The following is a 24,296-nucleotide window of genomic DNA, read 5'->3' as shown; positions in this document are numbered from 1 at the left end:
CTCCATCGCCCCCTTGTCGCCCCCCCCAACCACCACCGCCGCATCCCCTGCCGCCGCCCGCTCAGACCATTGACTTGGTCCGGTTCATGTCTATATATCTTCCGATAACAGCTACTATTAGCGAAAACGGAGGCGATCCCATGTTCCGCAAACCCGCGCTCATCGTCCTGGCCGGAGCCGTGCTCCTGGCCGCAGGAATCGGATCGACCCTGTTTTCGACATCGGAGGAACAGGCCATGGCTGACAACGGCAATACCCACTTCGAGACGGCCACCCTGGCGGGCGGTTGTTTCTGGTGCGTGGAGGCGGACATGCAGAAGCTGCCCGGCGTGATCAAGGTCGTCTCGGGCTATGCGGGCGGCAGCGAACCCGATCCCACCTACGAACAGGTCTCAAGCGGGACCACGGGCCACCGCGAGGCGGTCCAGGTGACCTTCGACCCTGCGCGCATCGGCTACGCCCAGATTCTCGACCACTACTGGCGCCACTTCGACCCCACGGACGGCGGCGGCTCCTTCGGAGACCGGGGGTTCCAGTACACCTCGGCCATCTTCTACCACGACAAGGCCCAACGCGCCGTGGCCGAAGCCTCGAAAAAGGCCCTGGACGAATCCGGCCGGTTCGATGGCCCGGTGGTCACCGCCGTCGTCGAATTCACCACCTTCTACCCGGCCGAGGGCTACCACCAGAACTACTGCCGGTTCAATCCCGTGCGCTACAAGACCTACCGCCACTTCTCGGGCCGCGACCGGTTCACGGCCGAGCACTGGGGCGAAGAGGCCGAGGCTGTGGTCAAGACGGCCCGCGCCCAAACCGAACCCCCGGCCCCCGAGCCCTTCCTCAAGCCCGCCCCGGACGTCCTCAAGCGCACGCTCACCCCGCTCCAGTACGACGTGACCCAGCGCGAAGGCACGGAACCGCCCTTCAACAACCGCTACTGGGACAACCACGCGGACGGCATCTACGTGGACGTGGTCAGCGGCGAACCGCTCTTCGCCAGCACGGACAAGTTCGATTCCGGCTCGGGCTGGCCGAGCTTCACCCGCCCCCTGGTCCCGGAAAACCTGGTTGAAAGGGAGGACCGCTCCCTCTTCGCCGCGCGCACCGAAGTGCGGAGCAAAGGAGGCGACTCGCACCTGGGCCACGTGTTCAACGACGGCCCCGCGCCCACCGGCCTGCGCTACTGCCTGAACTCCGCCGCCCTGCGCTTCATCCCAAAGGATGAAATGGCCGCCGAAGGCTACGCGAAATTCCTGTATCTCTTTGACTGAGCGACGCACCATGCCGCACCGTACAAGGGAGCCGTTCCGGGAGGGGGACGGCTCCCTTTTTGTGTGGGCAATCGCATTGTTGATGAAATCAGATGTTGAAGCCGCTGCGCGGCGATGGACGGGTGACTTGATTCGCCCCGTCCTGGGGCTCACCCCTTCGGGGTCGCGCCTTGTCAGGCGCGGTCCAAATCCGCTGTCCTGCGGATTTGTCGCCTACGGCGGACAGGGGCTTGCGGCGCAAAGGGGGTAGCCGAGGAAGGATGTTCGGGGTTTTGACGGCTCGGGCTTTTCGATATAGCGTGCCGTAAGGTCTCCACCCGACCGTCACCCGAACCAAGGGAGCGAAACATGTTCGTCTTCTACCTGGCCGCTGCCGCCGTCGTCCTGGCCCTCCTCAACATGCTCTTCACCGGCGCGCCCTTTTTCGCCACCCTCCTGGCCTGGCTCCTCGGGGTCCAGGTCGGCCTGGGCGCGCTCTGGGCCTTCCTCGGCCACTACTACAAATCCGACGAGGTCGCCGCCTACATCGGCTGGCGGCCGGGCAGCCCCTTCCAGAAGGAAATCGCCTTCACCAACCTCGCCCTGGGCGTCTGCGGCGTCCTCGCCTTTTTCCTCCGCCACTCCCCCCTGCGCGACGGCTTCTGGCTGGCCACCATCCTCTTCGCCACCTGCTTCCTGGTCGGCGCCTTCACCGTCCACGCCCGCGACCTCCGCGTAGGCGGCAACAAAAAACCCGGCAACGCCGGGCCCGTGTTCTTCGCGGACATCGGCATGCCGGTAATCTTGTGGGTGTTGTATTGGTTGCGGTAAGAAATCCACAGAATCAATATTAGTCGTCAGTGAAGAAATAAATCATGGAAATCGTACCTCCGAATATAACGGAAGAAGTCAAAGACTTTTGCTCCGAAATATCAACTGGACCACTAGTATATTTATCTATACAAAAAGAAAAATATTCTTTGCTTGATGAATGCTTTCCCAATGTTCAAAAAAAAATTGAACAAGATGGCGGGAATATCCTTTATGGTTGGAAAATATGGATGATACCGAATCTTTTTATTGAAGCTGAATTTCACTCTATATGGGAATCTGAGCAAGGTGATTGGATAGATATCACACCTAATCGCAGTGGAGAGAATAAAATTTTATTCCTTCATGATAAAAATAATGGATACAACGATAAACAAGTTAATAACATCAGGAAAAATTTATCCAACAACAGACTAATCGATGATTATATCTTAATTAACAATGCGTTGTATCATTTTACTAATTATGGAGAAAATTCATTCCAACGTGTCAGAACATTCGAAGATATAGATGCAGATATTCTAGAATGGATATATGAGTGGAAAGAAAGCCTTGAAGAACTTATTGAGATTGGTAATGGGCCAGGCTGTTCTTGTCCTTGCGGTTCCGGTCTGAAGTACAAAAAATGTCACGCCAAAGAACTACGGAAAATGGCTGCTGCTATAGTTAAAAAATTTAACGCGGATATCCGAAATAAATAAGAGAAGAAGCTAACTGCATTAAGAGTCTCCATTATGCAGCTGGTAATCGCATTCCCTTTTCCCCACTGCAGCTCTTCCGACAAAATACTTCTGTATTGTTGGCCCGACGGAAGACACAAAATCAAATCGAGTTGAGTTCGAGCAGCCTAGGAATCCCGACCATTAGCCGTCTACTCCACGGGACTCACGAGGACGGCTTGGCCTCCGCCAATGCCCGGAGCATGGTGTTGAAGACGCTGGAGGGGTTTTCGTTGCCGGCTCCGGCGGATTCGAGGGCCACGATGTAGGCCAGGATGTAGTCTTCCGAGACGCCCTTCTGCTTCAGGAGGGGCATTGCCGACTGGATGCTGTCCGTGTTCACTGCCATGGGATGAAGACCTCCGTATTTCTACCGCCACCGTACCGGCAAAATGCAAAAAGGGCCACCCTGGGGGCGGCCCTTTTTATTCTCGTATCGTGCAGGATTTCTAGGTGTTGAAGACTCTCGGCGCGCCGCCTGTGTCTTCCACCCGGAATCCGGCGGCGGCGATCTTGTCGCGCAGTTCGTCGGACAGGGCGAAGTCCTTTGCCTCGCGCGCCTTCTGGCGGTCGGCCACCAAGCCCTGGACCGGGACGGGCAGGTCGGACAGGGGCACGGGCATCTGGGCGGGGTCGAGGATGGCCAGGATGGCGTCCATGGCCTTGAGTTCGTCCAGGCAGGCCCGGGCGGCCGCGCCGGTCAGCCGGTCGTCCCCGGCCCACTGGTTGACCTGCTTGATGAACCGGAACAGGGCGGGCCAGAAATGGTGCAGCTTGAGGCCGTCGTCCATGGCCGTGCGGAAGGCCGCCTTGAGGTCGAAGACCGCCTGCTCCACGTCGGTCGAGACCGTGTCGCCGCGCGCGTCGAGCGCCAGGGTCAGGGCCACCGCGCCCTCCTGGATGCGCCGCCAGTTGCGCGCCCACATGGCCAGGTTGTCGGCCGAGGCGCAGAGCGGCTTGCGCGGGGCGGCGGACAGGAGCCACAGCCGGGCCGCGCGGAACCCGCCGAGGGTTTCGGCCACCGTGGCCAGGGTCTCGCCCTCGGCGTCCGAGGTCTGCTGGCAGGCGGTCCACGCCTGGACCTCGCGCCCGGCCGTGGACCAGATGGCCCGCAGGTTCTCCAGGTGCGGGAAGCGGTGCTTGTCCGAACCGATCATCACGTCCGTGCGCGGCAGCTCGTCGAGCGCCATGGCCGCGTGCTGCAAAAACCAGCTCGGCCGCACGTTGCCCCACTGGGTCTCCAGGACCTCGCCGCGCTTCAGGTCCATGAGCGAGGCGCGCTTGAGCAAGGTGAAATCCAGCGGGTTGTCCTTGACGTAGGCGTCCAGGTCCACGGTGCGGCCGCCCGAGACCTTGTCCATGTCCACGGTGCCGATCTCGCCGTACCGCTTGTCGCGGAACACGTCGAAGTAGACGCTGCGCAGCTTCTCGTAGGCCAGCCCCTTGCCCAGGAGCTTGCGGCACAGGGAAAGCGCGGTCTCGTTGCTGGCCGAGGACAGGGGAAATTTCAGTTCATCGGACAACCCCATAGCCCGGCCGCGCGCCAGGATGTCTTCGCGCCGCGACTCGGCCAGGGAGGCCCGGTCCGTGTCCGCCTCGCGGGCGGCCGCCAGGGTGCGGTCGTCCATGTCGGTCAGCCCGGCCACGCCCGAGGCCTTGACCCCGCGCCCGGCCAGGTGGCGGAGGAACACGTCGAGCAGCACCAGCCGCCGCCAGGAGTCCAGGCCGTCCGGGTTGTCCAGGCTCGGGCCCATGGTGTACGCGCAAAGGCCCGCGCCGGTGTTGAGCATCTTGTCCGCGCCCGTGGCCATGTCGAAAATCGTCACCCCGCTGCCCGACTGCCGCCGGTAGAGGTGGGTGGACAGGTAGCGCTCGCCCGAGTCCGGGAAGATGACTACGATCAGCCCCTTGTCCAGCCGCTCGGCCATCTGCAACGCTCCGCCCAGCGCCGCGCCCGAGCTCATGCCCGCGAAGATGCCCTCCTCGCGCGCCAGCCTGCGGCAGTTCTCGAAGGCGTCCTCGTCCTCCACGTGCAGGACCTCGTCCAGGGCGGTCTTGTCGTAGATGCCCGGCGGGTAGGATTCGAGCATGTTCTTGAGGCCCTGAATCTTGTGACCCGCGTAGGGCTCCACCGCGGCCACGTAGACCTTGCCCATCTCGTGCAGCCGTTTCGCGATGCCCATGGCCGTGCCCGAGGTGCCGAGCGTCATGACGCAGTGCGTCACCGCGCCGCCGGTCTGGTCCCAGATTTCCAGCCCGGTGCCCATGTAGTGCGCCTGGATGGAGGCCGGGTTGTTGTACTGGTCCATGAGCACGTACTTGTCCGGCTCCTCGCGGGCGTAGCGGTAGGCCTGCTCGATGGCCCCGTCCGTGGCCAGGTGGCCCGGCGTCAGCTCCAGCTCCGCCCCGTAGGCGGCCATGATCATCTTGCGCTCCTCGCTCGCCGTCTCGGGCATGAGCAGCTTGATGCGGTACCCCTTGATGGCCGCGACCATGGCCAGCCCGACCCCGGTGTTGCCCGAGGTGGCCTCGATGATGATCTTGTCCCTGGTCAGCTCGCCCGATCGCTCGGCGGCCTCAATCATGGCGGCGGCCACGCGGTCCTTGATGGACCCGCCGGGGTTCTGGCTCTCGATCTTGGCCAAAATCCTGACGTTGGGATTGGGGTTGAGGTGGCGAATCTCCACCAGCGGCGTATTGCCGATCAGCTCAAGCAGGTTCTTGTTCATCGTAGCGCCCTGAAATCATGCGGCTTGGGTTCTGGATCAATGCCCGCACCCTAGGGCAAAAACAGCCCCGGCGCAACTGGCATGCAAAGTGCATTTTCCCGGCGGAACCGTCCATTTTTTGAGCATGCGAGGCCGCGCCATGAATCCGTATCCGTTCCTAAAGGACAACATCGAATACCTGCAACGCACCGGGAATCCCATCTTCCAGTGGCTCTCCTCCCGCCCGTTCAACGAGGACAAGCTCAAGACGCGGCTCTTCCCCAACGAGGCCGGGCTCCTCGACTGGGAGATGGACAACGGCAAGGGAATGTTCGCCTCCCTGCCGCCCCAGGGGCTCTACGCCAACTGGGTCCACCCGGAAAAGGCGGTCACCTCGGCCACATTCATCGTCGGCTGCAACCTCGGCTACGGGGTCAACCACGTCCTGACCCACACCCCGGACACGCACAAGGTCATGCTCCTGGAGCCGCGCTCCGAGATGCTCCTGGCCTGCCTGGGCCAGACCGACTACCGCCCGTTCTTCGAGAGAAAGAAATTCCACCTGATGGTCCCGGACGAGCGCTTCCTGTCCGAGGTGGTCCGCAACCTGGACCTCCAGTTCATCTACGGCCAGATTCACCTCAAGAGCGACATCCCCAGCCGCCAGCTCGGCCCGGAATACGCCCGCTGGTCCACCTGGCTGCGCCACAAGCTCGAAAACTTCTCCCTGGAGCTGTCCACCCTGCGCCACCGCCAGGACGTCATGGTCAAGAACGAGATCGACAACTTCGCCAAGGCCATGCGCGACGGCAGCCTCAAGTCCATGGAGGGCAAGGGTGCGGGCGTGGGCGCGGTCATCCTCGGCGCGGGCCCGTCGCTCGAGACCATGGCCCCGCTGCTCAAGGCCAAGACGGGCCACGTGCTCTACACCTGCGCCCTCCAGACCGTGCCCTCCCTGCAGAACCTGGGCATCAAGCCCCACCTGTGCGCGGCCATCGACTACGACGCGACCATGCTCAAGGTCTTCGAGCGGCTGGACCCGGACTTCGTTCAGGACGTGCCTCTCGTCTACTCCACCAAGATCGACCCCATGGTCCTCAAGCGCTACCCCGGCCCGACCCTGCCCCTGTGGACCGTGGGCGGCGTGGGCACCTACGTGCTCAAGGAACGGGACCTGGTGCTCGACGCGGGCGGCAACGTCTCGGTGACCCTGTCGCGATTCCTGCGCTACTGCGGGGTCTCCCACCTGCTCCTGGCCGGGCAGGACTACGCCTGGATCAACGGCCGGTCCCACTCGGGCGGCCACCACAACCACACCACCGACCTGCACCGCCGGTCCTGGCACCAGACCACGCGCAACCTGGACGGCGAGGAAATCCTGACCACCCTGCAATACATGACCGCCAAGCGCGAGCTGGAGGAGGACCTCAAGCGGTCCGAATTTCCCGTCTTCAACCTCTACGGCGGCGGCGCTGTCATCGAGGGCGCCACCGTGGTGGACGTGGATACGGCCTACGACAAGGGCATCCTGGCCTCGGCCCCCGGCGCGGTGGAAGGCTTCCTGCGCGATCTGGCGGCCTGCCGCCGGGGCACCCCGCCCCTGCGCATGGAGCCGCGCTCGCCCCGCTGGACCACCTCCCTGCGCAACATGGAAAAGCACCTCGCCAAGCTGTTCAAAAATCTCAAGGCCAACCAGAAGGAAATCCACGCAGCCCTGACCCGAGTGGAGCTGTTCGTCAAGCAGGACCCGCTCTACGGCCCGTACCTGTTCAACGAGATCGTGGACCTGGCCGGGCTGACCAGGGCCAAGTCCGCCTTCGAGGCCGGGGACCTGGGCGAGTTCAAGCGCATCGCCAAAAACGTCCTGCGCAAGGTCCGCGAAATCGACCGCAAGGTCTGCCTTGCCGAGGACGAGCAGGCCGTGGCCTGATTCCGCACACAACACGCCAACCTCCCGCAAACACGGACGATCCGTTAAAAATCACGGGGTGCTTGTCTTTGCGGCGGTTCCGTGAAATAGTGCCCCGCCATGGACGAGAAGAAACCCTTTCTGACCGAGGACGGCACCCTGGTCATCCCCTTCGAGTGCTCGGACAACGCCGACAAGTACTGGAAACAGGAAGGCAAGTCCCTGACCGACATCCTCAAGGAACTCAAGGCGAGCCCCGAGGTCTGGGCCCGGTACACCCACGAGCCCTACCCCTCCAACGGGGACGGCGAGTCCTAGGCGCGCCGCGCCCGGCTTGCCTGGCTCCTCCCGATGGCTTATAAACCCGCATGCGCTGCACTTCCCTGAAACACTGGGCGCTCTATTCCGCGCCCCTGCTCATCGTCCTCGGCCTGCTCTGGTTCGGGTTCGGGAGCGAGCGGGAGGTGGCCGCGTTCTTCAAGGATCACCGCGCGGCCCACGCCGGGCTCAAGACCTTCCTGCGCCTGGTCACGGATTGGTGCAACCCCCTGTTCTACGTCTTCTACGCGGGCATGCTCCTGACCGCCTGGCGGTCCGGCAACCGCGAACGGCTGCGCTTCGTCCTCGTCCTGCTGGTGGTCCAGGGGGTGGTGGCCGGACTGGCCGTGCACTTCACCAAATATCTCATCGGCAGACCCCGGCCCGGCCAGGGCGGCTGGTACGAGCCGCTGTCCGGCCGCGCCGCCCAGGAGGCCCTGCCCTCGGGCCACACCACCGAGATCACCGGCTGGACCCTGCCCCTGGCCCTGCGCGCAGCGCGCGCGGCCGTGCCCCTGCTTCTCGGCCTGTTCCTGGCCCTGGTGGGCTTCTCGCGGGTCTACCTCGGCTGGCACCATCCCACGGACGTCTTCTTCGGCTGGCTGCTCGGCAGCGTGGGCGGTTTCGCCGCCGTGATCATCGCCGATTCCTCGCTTTTCAGGAGATCATGACATGAGCGTCGCCCGCACCATCTGGACCCGGCTCGAAAACCATCCCTGGCTGACCATGACCCTGGCCGTCCTGGCCCAGACTTGGTTCACCCTGAACAACCGCGCCCTGTGGTTCTCGGACGAGGTCCGCTACGCCGACGCCTACCGGAACCTGGCCCAGGGCGGCAAGTGGATGGTCCTGGCCCTGAACGGCCAGGCATACCCGGACAAGCCGCCGGTCTACTTCTGGTTCCTCTGGCTCATCGACAAGCTCACGCCGCTCGACCCGCCCGCCGTGTTCTTCGCGGGCGCGGCCTGCTCCGGCCTGTTCTTCCTGTTCGCGGCCTACGCCCTGGCCCGGACCCTCAAGTTCGACCGGACCACCTCGCTCGCCTCCTCCCTGATCCTGATCTCCACCTTCATGGTCGCGGCCCTGCTGCACTACTCGCGCATGGACCTCATGTTCGCGGGCCTGATCATCCTGAGCCACGCCGCCTTCTACCGGGCCTACACCGACAGGACCGAAGGCTGGTGGCCGGTCTGGGGATTCGCCCTGGCCGGGGCCGCCACCCTGGTCAAGGGGCCGCTCGGCTTCCTCTTTCCCCTGATGAACGTCGCCCTGTTCCTGGCCTTCAAGGGCGAACTCAAGCGGCTCTTCTCCCGGCGCACCGGGCTCGGACTGCTGGTCATGCTGACCATGCTCGCCGCCTGGGTGGCGGGCGTGATCCTGGCCGAGGGTCCGCGCTTCCTGATCGACACCGTGCTCGGCAAGCAGATCCTGGAGCGGGCCACCCACACCTTCCACCACAAGGAATCCTGGTGGTGGTACTTCGCGGCCTTCCCCCTGGCCTGGCTGCCGTGGACCCTGGCCGTGTTCGCGGCCCCGCTGCGCCGCCTCCTGTCCCTGTCCTTCTGGGGCGAGCTGTGGGGCGGACGCCGCCAGGCCGGTGCCAGGACCTTCCTGTGGATCATGTTCCTCGCCACCTTCATTTTCCTTTCGAGCCTGTCCGGCAAGGTCTTCATCTACGTCCTGCCCATGTTCCCGCCGCTGGCCATCCTCATCGCCGACGACCTGCGGACCATGAGCGAGGTCCGCGCCCGGCGGCTGTGGACCCTGGTGGGCGGCCTGTGGATCGTGGTGGGCGCGGCCCTGCTCCTGGTCGGCGACCTCATCCCCCTGCCCGTGCCCGTGCACGGCATGGGCATCTGCGCGGCCGTGCTCGTCCTCGGCGGCGGGGCCATCGTGACCGTGCGCGCCGAAGGGTTCCGCGCCGCGCTCCTGACCTGCGCCCTGGCCATGATCCTGTGGATCCACCCCGTGGGCCTGCTGGCCGCACCCTCCCTGGACGACGCCATGAGCCCCAAGCGCCAGGCCCTGGTCCTCAAGGACTACATCGAGCGCGGCTACGCGCCCTTCTCGGCCAGGGTCTACTCCGGCATCTACACCTGGTACGCCGACCACGATTACCCCGAGTACGACAACTACGCGCAGCTCATGGAGGAAATGGCCAAGCACGACAAGGTCGTCCTGGTCATGCGCGAGAGCCACTGGCGGGACATCGAGGACAAGCTGCCTGAATTCCACGTGGTGGACCGGCAGTCCATCGCGGGCCTGGTCCACATCCTGGCCATCAAGGGCTGACCGTGAGGGACTGACCGTCGCGATAGTGTTAGACATTATCTAGACCTTTCACTATACTCCAGGGTCAATGATGCCCGAAAAAGCGTGCCTGGCGGCGCTGGCCGTCCTCCTTTCCGCGCTCCTCGCCGGATGCGCGCTGTACCCCGCGGTCCAGGTGGCGGGCGGGGCCATGACCGGCTACGACGCCGTGGTCATGGCCGACGACTACCTGCCGCGAGACAACGTGGAGGGCGGGGCTCTGGGCATCGTCCACGACACCCAGCTGGAGCGCCGCCTGCGCGAGCGGCTGGAGCTCAACGACCTGCATCTGTCGGCCCACGTCATCGACTCCAGGGCATATCTCATCGGCCAGGTGCGCAGCCGCACCCAGGCCGACTACGCCATCCGCACGGCGGCCACGGTCCAGGGCATCCGGACCATCACCTGCAAGTTCTACCCCGCGCCCCCGGCCAGGGCGGCCGCCCGCGACGCGGCCCGCGACGAACTGCTGACCAGGGAGCTGGCCGAGCGGTTCGGCGAGACCAAACGCCTCCAGGGCACGGACCTGCGCGTGGAGGTCGTGCGCAGCCACGCCATCCTCATCGGCCGGACCCGAGACTACAGCCAGAAGACGGCGGCCCTCGCCATTGCGGCGGAGATCAACGGGTTGACCGAAATAATTGATTACATCACCGTTGAGGGTGAGGTGGCCAAGTCATAATCCGGCTTCCGCTGGCGGAGGGTGGATGCAGGACGGGGAGCGGCTTCCGATAGCGGGCCATCTGCACATTTTTTCCGGCCGCGCCAATCCTCACGTAGCCGGCTATCGCTGCTGTCGTCATCTCTAAGACCGAGCAAGCTCGGCCTAAGAACTGATGCACACTGCGGTTGTCGCGGCCGGAAGAAAATGCACAGCCGACCCACTCTCGACAAATCCCCAGGACAGCGGATTTGGACGTTGCGGTCTTTCCGCAACACCCCGAAGGGGTGAGCCCCAGGACGGGGCGAATCAAAGCCTAGTGCCAGCGCGGTAAGAGAGCCACTGTCGGATGCTGCGCATCCGAAGCGCTCCAGAAGAATGAAGAAGGAATGCCTTTGACCCAGGGGTGGGTCGGAGGCCTTTTTGTTGTGAATTGCCCCGCGAAACGGCGATACAAAATTTAGGAAAGGAAGGGGATGGGGGTCCGGGGAAGGGAGGAAAGCCCTTTTCAAAGGGTTTTCCTTCCCCTTCCCCCGGCCGCCGGAGGCGAATTTATTTGTTCAGGCCCGCGAAGATGCGTTCGAAGGTTTTGAGGACTTCGAGGCCGTCTTCGCCGGTGATGGGGACCGGGGTGTTGTTGCGCAGGGCGTCGAGGAAGGCGGTCAGTTCGGCCTTGATGGGTTCGCGGGCCACGACCGGCCATTCGCGCACGGAGTAGGTCTTGTCGGTCTCGGAGAAGGGCGAGTATTCCGTGACGCTCTGGGCGATGAGGTCGGCGACCACGAACTTGGACTTGCAGGCCACGCTGATCTTGCGGCTCCGGAACGGGGTCACCCAGTTGGTGGTGATCTGGGCCAGGACGCCGTTTTCCATCTCGGCGGCGATGAGGGCGGAGTCCTCGTGCTTGCCGAAGGAGGCCGAGGCCACCGCGTGCACGGCCTTGATGTCCGAGCCGGTCAGGTAGCGGATCAGGTCGATGTCGTGGGACCCGAGGTCCTTGATGACGCCCACGTCCTGGATGCGCACCGGGTACGGGCTGACGCGCTCGATATGCACGGAGATGACGTCGTCGCCGAGCAGGGACTTGACCCGCTCGATGGACGGGTTGAAGCGCTCCACGTGGCCGACCATGAGGGGCACGCCCTTTTCGCGGGACTTGGCCACCAGTTCCTCGCCCTCGGCGGCCGTGGCGGCCAGGGGCTTCTCGATGATCGCGGCCACGCCCCGGTCGAGCAGGCGCATGCCCGCCTCGTGGTGCAGGAAGGTGGGCACGCAGACGGACACGGCGTCCGGCTCGAAGGCGAGCAGCTCGTCCAGGGTGGCGAAGGTCCGCACGCCGAACCGGGCGGCCACGGCCTCGCGCGCCTTGGCGTCCACGTCGACCACGCCGACCACTTCCACGCCCGGCATTTCCGTATAGTTGCGCAGGTGGATGCCGCCCATGCGGCCCAGTCCGACCACTCCGACTTTCAACATGTGTGTATCCTCGTTCTGGAGTTCACGTTGCGAGTGTCTAGTACAGGGCAACGGCGGCCATGGCAACCCCGGCGAGAGGTGCGGACCGGTTCGTCTTGCGGCCGGGCGGGACATGGGCTACTGACTGTGCATGAGCACTGGCAATCCATCCGGCCCCATCTGGTTCAGCGTGGGCGAGGCCTCGGGCGACCTGCACGGCGCGGAGCTGATGAAGGCGTTCCGGGCCATGGACCCGGACGTGTCCTTCACCGGCATGGGCGGCCCGGCCATGGAGCGGGAGGGGTTCGTGCCGCGCCACTCCATGCGCGAGATATCCCTGGTGGGCATCACCGAGATCCTCGGCGGCCTGCCGCGCATCCTCAAGCTGCTCGGAATCATCAAGAAGGAGCTGGCGGCCCTCCGGCCCAGGGCCATCGTCCTGGTGGACTGCCCGGAGTTCAATTTCCGCATCGCGCGCATGGCCAGGAAGCTCGGCATCCCGGTCTACTACTACATCAGCCCGCAGATATGGGCCTGGCGCTCGGGCCGGGCGAACTTCCTGCGCGAATTCGTCCGCAAGGTCATCTGCATCCTGCCCTTCGAGAAGGATTTCTACGCCAAATACGGCATGGACGTGGCCTATGTGGGCCACCCGCTCATGGACGTGCTGCCGCTCGACCGGCTGGACGCCATGGCCGTGCGCGGGAACCGCATCGGGCTGCTGCCGGGCAGCCGAACCAGGGAGGTGACCTCCCTGCTGCCGGTCTTCGCGGACGCGGCCCGGCGGCTGGCCGTGGACCATCCGGACCTGGAATACGTGCTGGTCCGCGCGCCGGGCATGGACGAGGCGCTGCTGCGCTCCCTGTGGCCCACCGACATCCCGGTGTCCTTCGTCTCCCCGGACGAGCGCTACGAGACCTTCCGCTCCTGCCGGTTCATCATGGCCGCCTCGGGCACCGTGACCCTGGAGACCGCCCTCATCGGCACCCCGGTACTGGTGGCCTACAAGGTCTCGCCCCTGTCCGAGCTGGTCGGCAGACTGCTCATCAACGTCAAGTACATCTCCCTGCCCAACCTCATCCTGGGACGCGAGATATATCCCGAGTTCATCGGCCGGGACGCCTCGGCCGAGAACCTGGCCCGCACGGCCGGGGCCTGGCTGGACGACCCGGCGGCCTACGGCGAGGTCAAGGACGGCCTCAAGGTCCTGCGCACCATGGTCGGCGACCCCGGCGCGCCCGGCCGGGCCGCGCGCATCATCCTCGACGACCTCGAAGGGCCGGCCTGCTGACCGGCCCGGAACCGGAATTTCCGCAACTCGGCAAGAATCATGAACCACTTCGCCTTCCCCCGCACCCTGCCGCCCTGCGCGCCCATCGAGCCCGCCTTCCCGCGCCACCTGTCCGGCTGGCACCTGGGCATGGGCCAGGCCGAGGCGCTGCCCAGGCTGCTCCAGGGGCTGTTCATCCTGAGCGAGGACAACCCCGGCTGCCGCAACGTGGCCGTGGGCATGGCCCTGTGGGGCATGCAGACCTACCCGCTGGCCCCGGACGTGGCCCGCTGGGCGGTCCGGGGCGTCAACCTCGGGCTCAAGGCGGACCGCGCCCTGACCCGGCTCATGGTCCTGGCCGCCGACCTTGAGCGGCCCGCGGAGGGCGAGGCCACGGACGCCTGGTACGCCCTGGCCCGCCAGGACGACCGCAGCCTGATCCTGCGCTTCCTGGCCGTGGTCCTCGGCGACCCGGCCAAGGGTCTGGGCTGGCTGGAGCACGTCTGGCGGGACCTCCTGCTCCTGGGCAGACCGGAGATCGCCATGGCCGCCCTGGACATGGTCAAGTGGACCGAGGCCACCCTGCCCCTGCGGGCGCGGTTTGAGGCGGACCGGGCCTTCCACTGCCTGCCGCCCGAGGAGGCCCTGCCGGTCATCGAGGCGCTGGACCCGGCCACCTGGGGACTGTGGCGGGCCTATGCGGGCGGCGAGACCCTGCTGCGCATGGGCCGCAAGGGCGAGGCCAAGGGGGCTTTGGCCGGGCTGTGGCAGGCCGTCCCGTGGCACGTCAACCTGACTCTGAAGCTCCACGACATCTTTTTCCCCGCGCCCGTGGCCGCGCCCGAGGCGTGCGCCGAGGCGGCCGTGCTGGTCTACTCCTGGAACAAGGCGGACCTCCTGGCCGCGACCCTGGATTCCCTGCACGCCAGCGACATCGGCCCGGCCCGCGTCTTCGCCCTGAACAACGGGTCCACGGACCACACGGACCGGGTCCTGGCCAGGGCGGCCCGGCAGTTCGGCGCGGACCGCTTCCACGTGGAGACCCTGCCGGTCAACGTGGGCGCGCCCGCCGCGCGCAACTGGCTCCTGTCCCTGCCCGAGGTGCGCGGGACCAAATGGGCCGCCTTCCTGGACGACGACGTGGTCCTGCCCGGCGACTGGCTGCGGCGGCTGCTCGGCCCGGTGGCGGGCCGCGACGACATCGGCAGCGTGGGCTGCCGGATCACCGCCGCCGTGCCGCCCTTCGGCCTGCAATCGGCGGACTACAACATGATCCCCGCGCCGCCGTCCGAGCCGGTCCCGGACACCCTGCCCAACCGGGTGCCGCTCTACGACAACTGCGCGGGCGGCCCGGACACCGGGCTGTTCACCTACACCCGCCCCTGTCTGTCCGTGTCCGGCTGCTGCCACCTGGTGAGCCTGGCCTCCATCGAACGCACGGGCGGCTTCGACCTGCGCTACACCCCGTCCCAGTTCGACGACCTGGACCGCGACCTGCGGGCGGGGCTGGACAACACCCCGGCCCTGTACGTGGGCGGCCTGGCCGTGCGCCACGTGCAGCACTCGTCCCTGGCCAAGTCCCAGACCGCCCGCCAGATCGGCATGGTCATGGGCAACAAACTGAAATTGAACACCAAGTACTCGGATGAGGAACTGGCCCGCCTGGGCTGGGAGAACCGGACGCGCCTGTGGACCGACCTCGAACAAAAGGCCCGCGCCCTGGCCGACCGCCTGGGCCTCGGCGCCTGAGCCCCGCCCGTTCCCCGAGGGAGAAAGACCATGGAAGATGTCCGCGTGTACGGCGATTTTCACCGCGTGAACCAGGAGATGTTCGACAAGATCAAGGACATCTGCCCCTTCGAGCAGGTGGCCTACGACGGCGACGTCCTGCGCGTTGACCACGAGGGCAAGTACATCCTCATCGACGACTTCATCGAGGCCGTGCGCGACCTGTTGCCCGAAAACGGCTACGGCCACGTGGAGTTCATCGACCAGCTCGACTGGACCGTGACCCGCTACACCATCAAGCCCGGCAAAATCGAGGAAAAACTCATCCACGTGGACAACGTCCTCGACGCCCACCAGCACGAACACGGCCTCTAACCCCGATCTCACCCACAAAAAAAGGACCGCCCCGCAGTCCTCTCTTCTTCCACCCTGGAGTGATTCGGGTGCGCAGCACCCGACAACGGCTCTCTCCCCCGCGCCCGGAATAGGCTTGGGAGAGGGGGTCGAATGTGCATTTTTCGTGGACCTGTCTGATCCTCACGTAGCTAGGCTACGCTGCGGTCAGACAGGCCCACGAAAAATGTGCAGGCGGCCCGCTATCGCAAGCCGCCCGCCGTTCTACATGAATGCTTTATACAGCATGCGGGTGCCGACGAGGAAGAGGAGGATCGCGAAGATCTTCTTGAGCTTGGTCACGGGCAGGCTGTGGGCCAGCTTGGCCCCGAAGGGCGCGGTCAGGGTGCTGGTCACGATGATGCCGAGCAGGGCCGGAATGTACACATAACCGATGTGCGGGCCGGGAATGCCCTGCACGGACCAGCCGTTGACGATGTACCCGGTGGTGCCCGCCAGGGCGATGGGCAGCCCCACGGCCGCCGCCGTGGCGATGGCCGCGTGCATGGTCAGGTTGCACCAGGACAGGAACGGCACGGTCAGGGTGCCGCCGCCGATGCCGACCAGGGCCGAGAACACGCCGATGCCGCTGCCCGCCGCAAAGGTCCCGGCCTTGCCGGGCAGCTCGTGGGCGGCCTTGGGCTTGATGTTCAGGAGCATCTGGGTGGCCACGTAATACAGGAACAGACCGAAGAAGATCTTCAAGAACGTGGTGGACAGCAGGGAGGCGATCCACGACCCCAGGTAGGTGCCGATGATGATGCCCGGAGCCAGCCGCCAGAAGGCGGTGTAGTTGATGGCCCCGCGCTTGTGGTGGGCGCGCATGCTGGAGATGGAGGTGAAGATGATCGTGGCCATGGAGGTGCCCAGGGCGATGTGCTGGATGTGCTCCATCGGGAAGTGCTGCCACTCGAAGGCGAAGTTGAGCATGGGCACGATGACCAGGCCCCCGCCGATGCCGAGCAGCCCGGCCAGGACCCCGGCCACCGCCCCAAGGCAGACGTAGAGTATGTAGGTGGTGATCACGCGAGGCTCCTTTAGAACAGGACGTTGGCGTCGATGGAGGCGATGTCCTTGCAGCCGGTCAGGACCATGGCTCCGGAGAGCTGGGCCTTGATGGTCGCGTAGTACTTCTCGACCCCTTCCTGCAGGCCGCCCACGGCGGCCACGGACACCGGGCGGCCGATGAGCACGCCGTCGGCCCCGAGCGCCAGCATCTTGAGCACGTCCGCGCCGGTGCGGATGCCGCCGTCCACCAGGATGGTGATCTTGCCGTGGACCTTTTCGGCCACGTCGGGCAGGGCCTCGGCCGTGCCGGGGGTGTGGTCGAGCACGCGCCCGCCGTGGTTGGAGACCACGATGGCGTCCGCGCCCGCCTTGACGGCCAGTTCGGCCTCATCCGGGGTCATGATCCCCTTGAGGATGAACTTCGCGCCCCAGCCGTGCACCAGGTCGATGATCTTCTTCAGCTCGGACACGGGCTTGGGCGCCACGGGGCGGCCCATCTGGCGCAGGGTGATCAGCCCGGCCGCGTCCACGTCCATGCCGAACACGGTGCAGCCGGTCTTGCGCGCCTTCTCGAGCTTCTCGTTCAGCTCCTCGCCTTCCCACGGCTTGATGAACGGGATGCCCCGGCCCGCGTTCTTCTCGATGGCCGCGAACCCGGCCTCGTGGATGAAGGGCGGCACGCCGTCGCCGGTGCAGCCGATGACCCCGGCCGCTCTGGAGCCGCCGATCACGGCGTCGATGTAGTCCTCCTCGGACACGCCGCCGCCCATGTTGAAGGACACGCCGCCGATGGGCGCGGCCATGACCGGCATGGACAGGTCGATGCCGAGCAGGGTGGTGGAGGTGTCGGGCTCGGCCGCGTCGTGCAGCAGACGCATGTTCAGACGGAAGCCCTCCAGGGCCTCGACGTTGGCCTTGAAGGACGCGCCCGTGCCCAGGCCGCCCATGCCGGGCACCTCGCCCGCGCAGGCCTTGCCGTCGCAGACCTTGCACACTCGGCAGAATCCCTTCATCAGTTCTCGTGCTTTCTCTTTGATTTCCTTCATCGCTATCTCCTTGAGTATACTCCTCTTTGATTATCAAAGATGATTCTTTCCACTTCGTCGAGATGCTCCCGCATGGCCCGCTCGGCCTGCATGGCGTGGCCGTTCCTGACGGCCTCCACGATGGCCCGGTGGGCGGCCAGGGAGGCCTTGGCCCGCCGGGGCGACTGGACCTCCTCGGCCCGACTGCGCGAGAACCCCTCATGCAGGGCCGTGACCATTTCGCGCAACACAGGGTTGCCCGAGGCCTCGGCCAGGGCCTGGTGAAAGCGGTGGTCGATGCCCGCCCCGCTCTCGCCGTCCGCAATGGCCTGTTCCTGCTCCATGATGATGGCCTCGAGCCGGGTCTTGGCGTCCGGAGAGCCGTTGCGCGCGGCCAGGGCCGCGATCTCGGGCTCGAGCATCTTGCGCACCTCGAAGACGTCCTGGAGGCCGTAGTTCCCGGCCAGGACCGCCTCGATCAGCGCCCCCTCCCGGTTCCCGTCGTCCGGACGGCTGACAAAGGTCCCCGCGCCCTGGCGGCTGGTCAGCAACCCGGACTCTGACAGGATCTTGATGCCCTCGCGCACCGTGGTGCGGGACACGCCGAACTGCTCGGCCAGCCGGCGCTCGGCAGGCAGCCGGTCGCCGGGCTGCAACCGCCCGTGATCGATCATCTCCCTGATCTGGCTGACGATCTCGCCGGATATGCTCTTTCTGCTCACTGGTCTGGCTTCCATGGATACGCCTCGCAAAATTGGTTGGACCAATTGGATTTAGGTCATGTTGACCTGGGAGTCAAGCGACAATGCGCGCGCCGTGCCCGGCCGTGCGCGGTCGAGCCGAACGGATGCGGGAAAGGGCTGGACGTAACCGGGCCGGGGCGGTAATGGGTCCAAGGCCCGTCGCCGCAGGAGGTGCGGTCAAAGGGAAGGACGGGCAGCTATCGCAAACCCCCTATACGGCCCTACAGGGCGACCCAATATCATCATGAACAACCTACAAAAAAAGTACGGATTCTGGACCGCGACCGCCATGGTCGTGGGCATCGTCATCGGCTCGGGCGTATTCTTCAAGGCGGACAACGTGCTCGAGGCCTCGAACGGGAGCCTGCCCACGGCCCTGTCCGCCTGGCTCATCGGCGGCGTGATCATGGTCGTCACCGCCTACGTCTTCTCCAAGATCGCCACCCGCATCCAGAAGATCAACGGCGTGGTGGACTACTTCGAACAGGCCTACGGCAAAAACGCCGGATACATGGTGGCCTGGTTCATGACCTTCATCTACTATCCCACCCTGGTGGCCGTGCTGGCCTGGGTCTCGGCCAACTACACCCAGGGACTGATGGGCGTGGAGGGCGCCCTGTGGCCGCTGGCCTGGGGCTACCTGACGGCCTTCTTCCTGCTCAACTACTTCTCGCCGGTCCTGGCCGGGCGGTGGCAGGTGGCCTCCACCGTCATCAAGCTCATCCCCCTGGCCCTGGTGGCCGTGGTCGGGACCATCACCGGGATGCACTCGGGCATGACCATGGAAAACTTCACCACCGCGGCCAGGACCGTGTCCCAGGGAGGCGGCGGCCTGGCCCTGGCCACCCTGTCCACGGCCTTCGCCTACGAGGGCTGGATCATCGCCACGGTCATCAACGCGGAGCTCAAGGACGCCAGGCGCACCCTGCCCCGCGCCCTGGTGGTCGGGACCATCGCCGTGGTCTGCATCTACATGCTCTACTACCTGGGCATCTCGGGCGTGCTGACCAACGAGCAGGTCCTGGCCGAGGGCGACGCGGCCCCGGTGCGGGTCATCGCCCTCATCTTCGGCCGCCTGGGTGGCACCCTGCTCACGGTTTTCGTGATCATCTCCTGCCTGGGCACCCTGAACGGCCTGATCATGGGCTCGGCGCGCGGCATGTTCTCCATCGCCTCGCGCGGCCTGGGCCCGCGCCCGGACCTGTTCAGCAAGGTCAATCCCCTGACCAACAGCACCACCCTATCGGCGGTCATCGGCTACGTCCTCTCCTGCTTCTGGCTCCTGGTCTGGTACGGCAACTTCGCGGGCTGGTGGGGCAACTTCATGGACATCTCCGAGCTGCCCATCGCCTTCCTCTACGTCATCTACATCTCCCTCTACGTCTGGGTCATGAAGACCTTCACCGACCTCGGCCCCTTCAACCGCTACGCCTGCCCCTGCCTGGCCGGGGCCGGTTCCCTGTACATCATCTGGGGGGCCATCCAGAAGACCATGTTCCTGCACTTCCTGGTCCTGTCCCTGCTCATCCTGGTGGCGGGCGCGTGGCTCATGCACGGCGACCGGCCGCGCAACCGCCGACGCGAACGGGCCTGATCGAACGGCACGAACGGCAACGGGCCGACGCGCGCATTGCGTGCGTCGGCCCTTTTTTTGTCGAGAGTGAGAGAAATCAGGACATGAAGGCCGTTTCGCGGCGATGGACGGGTGACTTCGCCTCCGGTGGGCAAGGGTTCGCACCCTTGCATCCCACTAAGGCGCCTTCGGCGCGACCCTATCCGCTTCGCAAAGGCCGCGGGGGCCTTCCCCCTGATTCGTCTAGGCCCGTCGCAGGGTGTGCAGGGTGATCTCCGGGGCGGTGCCGATGCGCATGGGCGGGCCCCAGTAGCCGGTGCCCATGTTCACGTAGAGCAGCGTGTCCTCGTGCACGTACAGACCGCGCACGAAGGTCTGAAAGAGGTGGATGACGTAGTTGTACGGAAAGTACTGCCCGCCGTGGGTGTGCCCGGACAGCTGGATGTCGAAGCCCGCCTCGGCCGCGCCGTACACGGAATCGGGCTCGTGAGCCAGGAGCACGGACACGTCGTGCGGCGGAGCGCCCGCCATGGCCCTGGACGGCGAGGACGCCTGGCCCGGCACGGACCCGCCCATGCGCAGGTCCGTGACCCCGCCCAGCAGCAGCCTGCCCCGGCCCGTGTCGATGACCGCGTGCTCGTTGATCAGCGGGCGCATGCCCAGCCGCCTCGTCTCGGCGAGCCACTCGAAGACCCCGGAATAATACTCGTGGTTGCCGGTGCAGAACCACACCCCGTGCGGGGCGCGCAGGTCGCCGAAGGGCTCCACGTCCGCCTTGAGCCCGTCCACGGCCCCGTCCACCAGGTCGCCGGTATGCACGATGATGTCGGGCTCGAGCCCGTTGACCTCGTCCACCACCTTGCGCGCCCATCCGCCCCGGATGGTCGGACCGATGTGCGTGTCCGAGATCTGGGCGATGGTCAGGCCGTCCAGGCCGTCCGGCAGTCCGGGCACGGGCAGGTCGTTTTTGATGACCGTGGGCCTGCGCCGGGCGTTGTACACCCCGAAGCCCGCCATGGGCAGGGCCGCGGCCAGGAAGAGCCCGTTGGAGGCGTTCAGCAGGAAGCGCCGCCGGTCTCGGTCCGGACCCATGAAATAGGGCCGCCGGCTGCGCCGGACGAACAACCGCTTCACGCCGGAGACCGTGCGCCCGAACAGGCTCGGGATGTCGCGGGCCAGCATGAAGACCACCAGGATGGAAATGAACCCGAGAAAGGTGAACCCGATCCAGTCGATGGAGTCGCAGGCCACCAGCTGGACCCGGTCGGTGCGGTGCAGCATCCAGGTCAGCCGGTGCCCGAACAGGAGCAGGGCCAGCAGAAACCAGAGCGTCAGCTTGCGCTTGATGCCGATGTGCAGCGGATTGATCAGCCGCCACCCCAGGTACAGGACCAGCAGGGTGGAGACGGTCATGACGATGATGAACCAGTAACCCATGTATCGTTCCTCGGGACTTTTTCCCGGCCAGCATGGAGGACATCGCGCCCGTTGTCAAACCGGGTCCGCCCCCCTGCGGGCGGTTCTCAAGGCGGGGGGAATCTGCTAGAAACGGGGCAGACCACGCGCACAAGGAGCCGCACCCCGTGAACCTCGACCTGTCCCTCACCCTGCCCGTCACCCTCATCGACTCGGACCCGATCCTGGACCTCGCGACCAAGACCGGCCTCCTGATCGCGGGCGGCCTGATCGCCTTCTTCCTGGCGCGGGCGCTGCTGGTGCGCGGGGCCAGGGCCTTCGCCCACCGGACCAACAACAGCTTCGACGACTTCCTGCTCAAGGCCGGGTTCTTCTCGAGGGCCGCGCTCCTGGCCCCGGCCCTGGTCTTCTTCTGGGGGCTGGAATTCTTCTCCGGGCTCAAAGGGGTCCTGGACCACCTGATCTACGCCTACCTGGCCGTGGCCGTGGTCCTGATCCTGGCCAAACTCCTGGACGCCCTGTCCGGACTGTACCGGACCTTCGAGGTCTCCAACCGCCGCCCCATCAAGGGGTACGTGCAGCTCGTCAAGCTGTTCATCTACATGCTCGGCGGGGTCTCGGTGGTGGCCATCATGCTCGGCGAGTCGCCCTGGGGCCTGCTCTCGGGCATCGGCGCCATGACCGCGGTGCTCATGCTGGTCTTCCGCGACACCCTGCTCTCCCTGGTGGCGGGCATCCAGATGTCGGCCAACGACCTGCTCCACGCCGGGGACTGGATCGAGATGCCCGCCATGAACGCGGACGGCACGGTCATCGACATCGCCCTGAACACGGTCAAGGTCCAGAACTGGGACATGACCGTCACGGCCATCCCGACCTTCAAGTTCCTGGACACCCCGTTCAAGAACTGGGAGAGCATGACGCAAAGCGGCGGCCGCCGGATGAAGCGGGCCATCATGATCGACCAGTCGTCCATCCGCTTCGCCGACCCCGCCCTCAAGGAGCGGTTGATGAAGGTCCAGCACCTGGCCCCGTTCATGATCATGCGCCAGAAGGAGATCGACGCCGCCAACGCCGCGTCCGGGGCCGATCCGTCCTCGCCGCTCAACGGGCGGCGCATGACCAACATCGGCCTGTTCCGCTACTACGCCCGGGAATACCTGCGCGCCCACCCCAAGATCCGCCAGGATATGACCCTGCTCGTGCGCCAGCTCCAGCCCCACGCCGACGACGGCCTGCCGCTCGAGATCTACTGCTTCACCAGCGACACGGCCTGGGAGCTGCACGAGGACATCGTCTCCGGCATCATGGACCACTTCCTGGCCGCCCTGCCCGAGTTCGACCTGCGCGCCTACCAGCGCAACGCCCTGGTGGACACGCGCTCCGCCGACTAGACCACGAGCAGGTCCGCACCCGGCAGCACCTCGGTCAGGACCGCGTCCAGATAACGCCGCGCCGCCCGGTTGAAGAGGTAGGCGTGGGTCAGGGTCGCCCCCGCATTGTTCTCCATGACTGCGAACCGCCACGGCGCGTCGTCGTAGGCCACGTCCCGGTCCTCGGGCAGGGCCGGGAAGAGCGAGCCGTCCGCGATGCGCTCCCGCCACAGGCCGCAGCGCGCCGCCAGCTCGGGCTCGATCCGGCCCAGGAGTGAACGCAGGGCGCCCGAGGTCTGCCGGGAGAAGGAGGCGTGCCCGTCGCTCTGCTCCATCGACGGCAAGCCGTTGCGGTAGGCCCGGAACAGGGCGTGCAGCCGGGTGCAGGCGAGGTAAAAGGACCCCGGATTGTCCCGTTCCTCCAGGTCGTAGCCCGGATAGAGCTCCGGGGCGGTCTTGTACCGGAATCCCCACTTCAGGTACGGCAGGTCCGGGAAGGTGGCCACCGAGGCGTGCCCCAGCCGGGTCTCCTCGGCCACGGAACCGGTGAACCGCCCCTCGAAGGTCCGGCACACCCCCTCGGCCCAGGCCTCGAAGGACCCCTTGTTCCGGACCGTCAGGGTCCGCTGGTCGATGCGGTTGCGGTCCGACGCCATGCCGCAGAACCCGTAATGGGCATAGGTGTCCTGAAGCACGTGGCCGACCAGGCCGAGAAAGTGCAGGCCGTGAGCCTTTCGGCGCTCGCCCAAGGCCAGGTTCAGGACCGCCTCGGCCACGTGATTGTCCGGCTCGCCCCACAGGCAGATGAGCCGCCGCTCCCCGTCGTTGCCCTGATTGCCTGGCAGGAAATGGAACGGCAGCCAGACCTGCCACTGGTCAATGGTGTTGGAATTCTTGGCCAGCTCGAACATGCCGTGGGACGAGACCACGGGCAGGAGATACGCCCGCCCGTTCAGGGAGACCGGCGCGGCCAGGGTCGCGTCGTCCACGAACTGGTCGGCCGTGGCCACGATCCGCGCCTCCTCCGGCGCAAAGCCCGCGATGCGGGCCACCGCATACGTACCGTAAAAATGCATGTCCTTCTGCACGGCGCTCCTCCTTTGGTCCGCGTTTCACCGGACAATCTATACACCATCAACGCATCCTCGCCAAGAGGAACCGCAAAGCAGGCAAATCCCGTGCCGGAATTCCACCCCCAAAACAGCCCGAAATGGCCTTGACGGGCGCTGTCCCTTGGCGGGCGGGGGTTTGCCGCGAACCAGGAAAAACTCCCGAATAGATTGTTCTTTTTCCTGTGGAATACGGCCACTTTTCTGTTCCCAACCCGGAGCCCTTGTGGTAAGCACCTTTCAGCGCTTCACCGCCGATCTTTTCCCGCCCGTCACAATCCCCTTCTGTCGAAAACCAATCCCGCTGAAATCGAAAAAACTTTTTTCTAAACTTACTCTAGAAAAAAGTTAAATATTATGGCGTGTTCATCATTTAACAACAGTTGAAAACTTTTCCATAGTTATGATAATCGCTCACAACTGCTGATAACTCCGAAAATTCACTTATGTAGCTAAATGTTTTCACGCTCCCCCCTGTACAAAATTCCGGTGCTGGG

21 protein-coding genes are annotated in these 24,296 nt (G+C 65.4%); 13 read left to right on the top strand and 8 right to left on the bottom strand.

Features of this window, described 5'->3' with window-relative positions; genetic code table 11:
• The first annotated feature begins 140 nt into the window (after positions 1–140).
• The 3 genes from msrB (at position 141) to DND132_RS18115 (ending at position 2,782) form a co-directional block, all read left to right on the top strand.
• Entirely contained in the window at positions 141–1,271 is a 1,131-nt protein-coding gene (gene msrB / locus DND132_RS16560) for a peptide-methionine (R)-S-oxide reductase MsrB (RefSeq protein WP_014323918.1), read from the top strand.
• Positions 1,272–1,619: 348 nt separating this feature from the next.
• The gene (locus tag DND132_RS16555; RefSeq protein ID WP_014323917.1) at positions 1,620–2,081 is read left to right on the top strand and encodes a DUF6790 family protein; all 462 of its coding nucleotides are present in this window, start codon (positions 1,620–1,622) and stop codon (positions 2,079–2,081) included.
• A gap of 44 nt (positions 2,082–2,125) precedes the next feature.
• Positions 2,126–2,782 (top strand): SEC-C domain-containing protein, encoded by a 657-nt coding sequence (locus tag DND132_RS18115; protein ID WP_014323916.1) that lies wholly within the window; start codon positions 2,126–2,128, stop codon positions 2,780–2,782.
• Positions 2,783–2,966: 184 nt separating this feature from the next.
• Here DND132_RS18115 and DND132_RS16550 read toward each other — a convergent pair whose 3' ends face one another.
• Positions 2,967–3,149 carry a hypothetical protein gene (locus tag DND132_RS16550; protein ID WP_014323915.1) on the bottom strand — a complete coding sequence of 61 codons (183 nt, stop codon included), beginning with the start codon at positions 3,147–3,149 and terminating at the stop codon, positions 2,967–2,969.
• A 100-nt stretch (positions 3,150–3,249) separates the two neighbouring features.
• Entirely contained in the window at positions 3,250–5,529 is a 2,280-nt protein-coding gene (locus tag DND132_RS16545) for a cysteine synthase (RefSeq protein WP_014323914.1), read from the bottom strand.
• Positions 5,530–5,668: 139 nt separating this feature from the next.
• Between DND132_RS16545 and DND132_RS16540 the strand changes: the two genes are divergently transcribed.
• From DND132_RS16540 to DND132_RS16520, 5 genes are all read left to right on the top strand, one after another.
• Positions 5,669–7,438, top strand: a complete 1,770-nt coding sequence (locus DND132_RS16540) for a motility associated factor glycosyltransferase family protein (RefSeq protein WP_014323913.1) — start codon at positions 5,669–5,671, stop codon at positions 7,436–7,438.
• Between the two features lie 99 nt (positions 7,439–7,537).
• Entirely contained in the window at positions 7,538–7,735 is a 198-nt protein-coding gene (locus DND132_RS16535) for a hypothetical protein (RefSeq protein ID WP_014323912.1), read from the top strand.
• A 50-nt stretch (positions 7,736–7,785) separates the two neighbouring features.
• Positions 7,786–8,406 carry a phosphatase PAP2 family protein gene (locus DND132_RS16530; RefSeq protein WP_014323911.1) on the top strand — a complete coding sequence of 207 codons (621 nt, stop codon included), beginning with the start codon at positions 7,786–7,788 and terminating at the stop codon, positions 8,404–8,406.
• 1 nt (position 8,407) lies between these two features.
• Positions 8,408–10,027 (top strand): ArnT family glycosyltransferase, encoded by a 1,620-nt coding sequence (locus DND132_RS16525; RefSeq protein WP_014323910.1) that lies wholly within the window; start codon positions 8,408–8,410, stop codon positions 10,025–10,027.
• Between the two features lie 70 nt (positions 10,028–10,097).
• Positions 10,098–10,727 carry a BON domain-containing protein gene (locus DND132_RS16520; RefSeq protein ID WP_014323909.1) on the top strand — a complete coding sequence of 210 codons (630 nt, stop codon included), beginning with the start codon at positions 10,098–10,100 and terminating at the stop codon, positions 10,725–10,727.
• A 531-nt stretch (positions 10,728–11,258) separates the two neighbouring features.
• Here DND132_RS16520 and DND132_RS16515 read toward each other — a convergent pair.
• A complete protein-coding gene (locus DND132_RS16515) occupies positions 11,259–12,182 on the bottom strand; it encodes a Gfo/Idh/MocA family protein (RefSeq protein ID WP_014323908.1) in 924 nt (307 codons plus the stop codon).
• A 130-nt stretch (positions 12,183–12,312) separates the two neighbouring features.
• Here DND132_RS16515 and lpxB point away from each other — a divergent pair, with 130 nt between their 5' ends.
• The 3 genes from lpxB to DND132_RS16500 are packed head-to-tail and all read left to right on the top strand — an operon-like array spanning position 12,313 to position 15,534.
• Positions 12,313–13,452: a lipid-A-disaccharide synthase gene (lpxB, locus tag DND132_RS16510; protein WP_014323907.1), complete on the top strand. Its 1,140-nt coding sequence runs from the start codon at positions 12,313–12,315 to the stop codon at positions 13,450–13,452.
• A gap of 39 nt (positions 13,453–13,491) precedes the next feature.
• Positions 13,492–15,180, top strand: a complete 1,689-nt coding sequence (locus tag DND132_RS16505) for a glycosyltransferase family 2 protein (protein ID WP_014323906.1) — start codon at positions 13,492–13,494, stop codon at positions 15,178–15,180.
• 30 nt (positions 15,181–15,210) lie between these two features.
• Positions 15,211–15,534: a hypothetical protein gene (locus tag DND132_RS16500; RefSeq protein WP_014323905.1), complete on the top strand. Its 324-nt coding sequence runs from the start codon at positions 15,211–15,213 to the stop codon at positions 15,532–15,534.
• Between the two features lie 243 nt (positions 15,535–15,777).
• Here the strand turns inward: DND132_RS16500 and DND132_RS16495 are convergent, their stop codons facing one another.
• Genes DND132_RS16495 through DND132_RS16485 form a run of 3 tightly spaced genes read right to left on the bottom strand, consistent with a single transcriptional unit; the run spans position 15,778 to position 18,307 of the window.
• A complete protein-coding gene (locus DND132_RS16495; RefSeq protein WP_014323904.1) occupies positions 15,778–16,578 on the bottom strand; it encodes a sulfite exporter TauE/SafE family protein in 801 nt (266 codons plus the stop codon).
• A gap of 11 nt (positions 16,579–16,589) precedes the next feature.
• Positions 16,590–17,606 carry an alpha-hydroxy-acid oxidizing protein gene (locus tag DND132_RS16490; RefSeq protein WP_014323903.1) on the bottom strand — a complete coding sequence of 339 codons (1,017 nt, stop codon included), beginning with the start codon at positions 17,604–17,606 and terminating at the stop codon, positions 16,590–16,592.
• A gap of 2 nt (positions 17,607–17,608) precedes the next feature.
• Complete coding sequence (locus DND132_RS16485; protein ID WP_238528192.1) at positions 17,609–18,307, bottom strand: FadR/GntR family transcriptional regulator; 699 nt, start codon at positions 18,305–18,307, stop codon at positions 17,609–17,611.
• Positions 18,308–18,572: 265 nt separating this feature from the next.
• On the opposite strand from DND132_RS16485, the gene DND132_RS16480 reads away from it, so the two are divergent.
• The gene (locus DND132_RS16480) at positions 18,573–19,922 is read left to right on the top strand and encodes an APC family permease (RefSeq protein WP_014323901.1); all 1,350 of its coding nucleotides are present in this window, start codon (positions 18,573–18,575) and stop codon (positions 19,920–19,922) included.
• 222 nt (positions 19,923–20,144) lie between these two features.
• Here DND132_RS16480 and DND132_RS16475 read toward each other — a convergent pair whose 3' ends face one another.
• The gene (locus tag DND132_RS16475) at positions 20,145–21,338 is read right to left on the bottom strand and encodes a metallophosphoesterase (RefSeq protein ID WP_014323900.1); all 1,194 of its coding nucleotides are present in this window, start codon (positions 21,336–21,338) and stop codon (positions 20,145–20,147) included.
• A gap of 146 nt (positions 21,339–21,484) precedes the next feature.
• Here DND132_RS16475 and DND132_RS16470 point away from each other — a divergent pair, with 146 nt between their 5' ends.
• On the top strand, positions 21,485–22,711 hold the full coding sequence (locus tag DND132_RS16470) for a mechanosensitive ion channel family protein (protein WP_014323899.1): 1,227 nt from the start codon (positions 21,485–21,487) through the stop codon (positions 22,709–22,711).
• Here DND132_RS16470 and DND132_RS16465 read toward each other — a convergent pair.
• Entirely contained in the window at positions 22,708–23,778 is a 1,071-nt protein-coding gene (locus DND132_RS16465; RefSeq protein ID WP_014323898.1) for a DUF6765 family protein, read from the bottom strand. The two genes, DND132_RS16470 and DND132_RS16465, sit on opposite strands and share 4 nt — an antisense overlap.
• Between the last annotated feature and the right edge of the window lie 518 nt (positions 23,779–24,296).

Origin of the sequence: Pseudodesulfovibrio mercurii (genome assembly GCF_000189295.2) — a bacterium.
Taxonomy (GTDB): domain Bacteria; phylum Desulfobacterota; class Desulfovibrionia; order Desulfovibrionales; family Desulfovibrionaceae; genus Pseudodesulfovibrio; species Pseudodesulfovibrio mercurii.
Note: the sequence above shows the minus strand (reverse complement) of the source record. Positions and strands in the feature narration are given on the sequence as shown.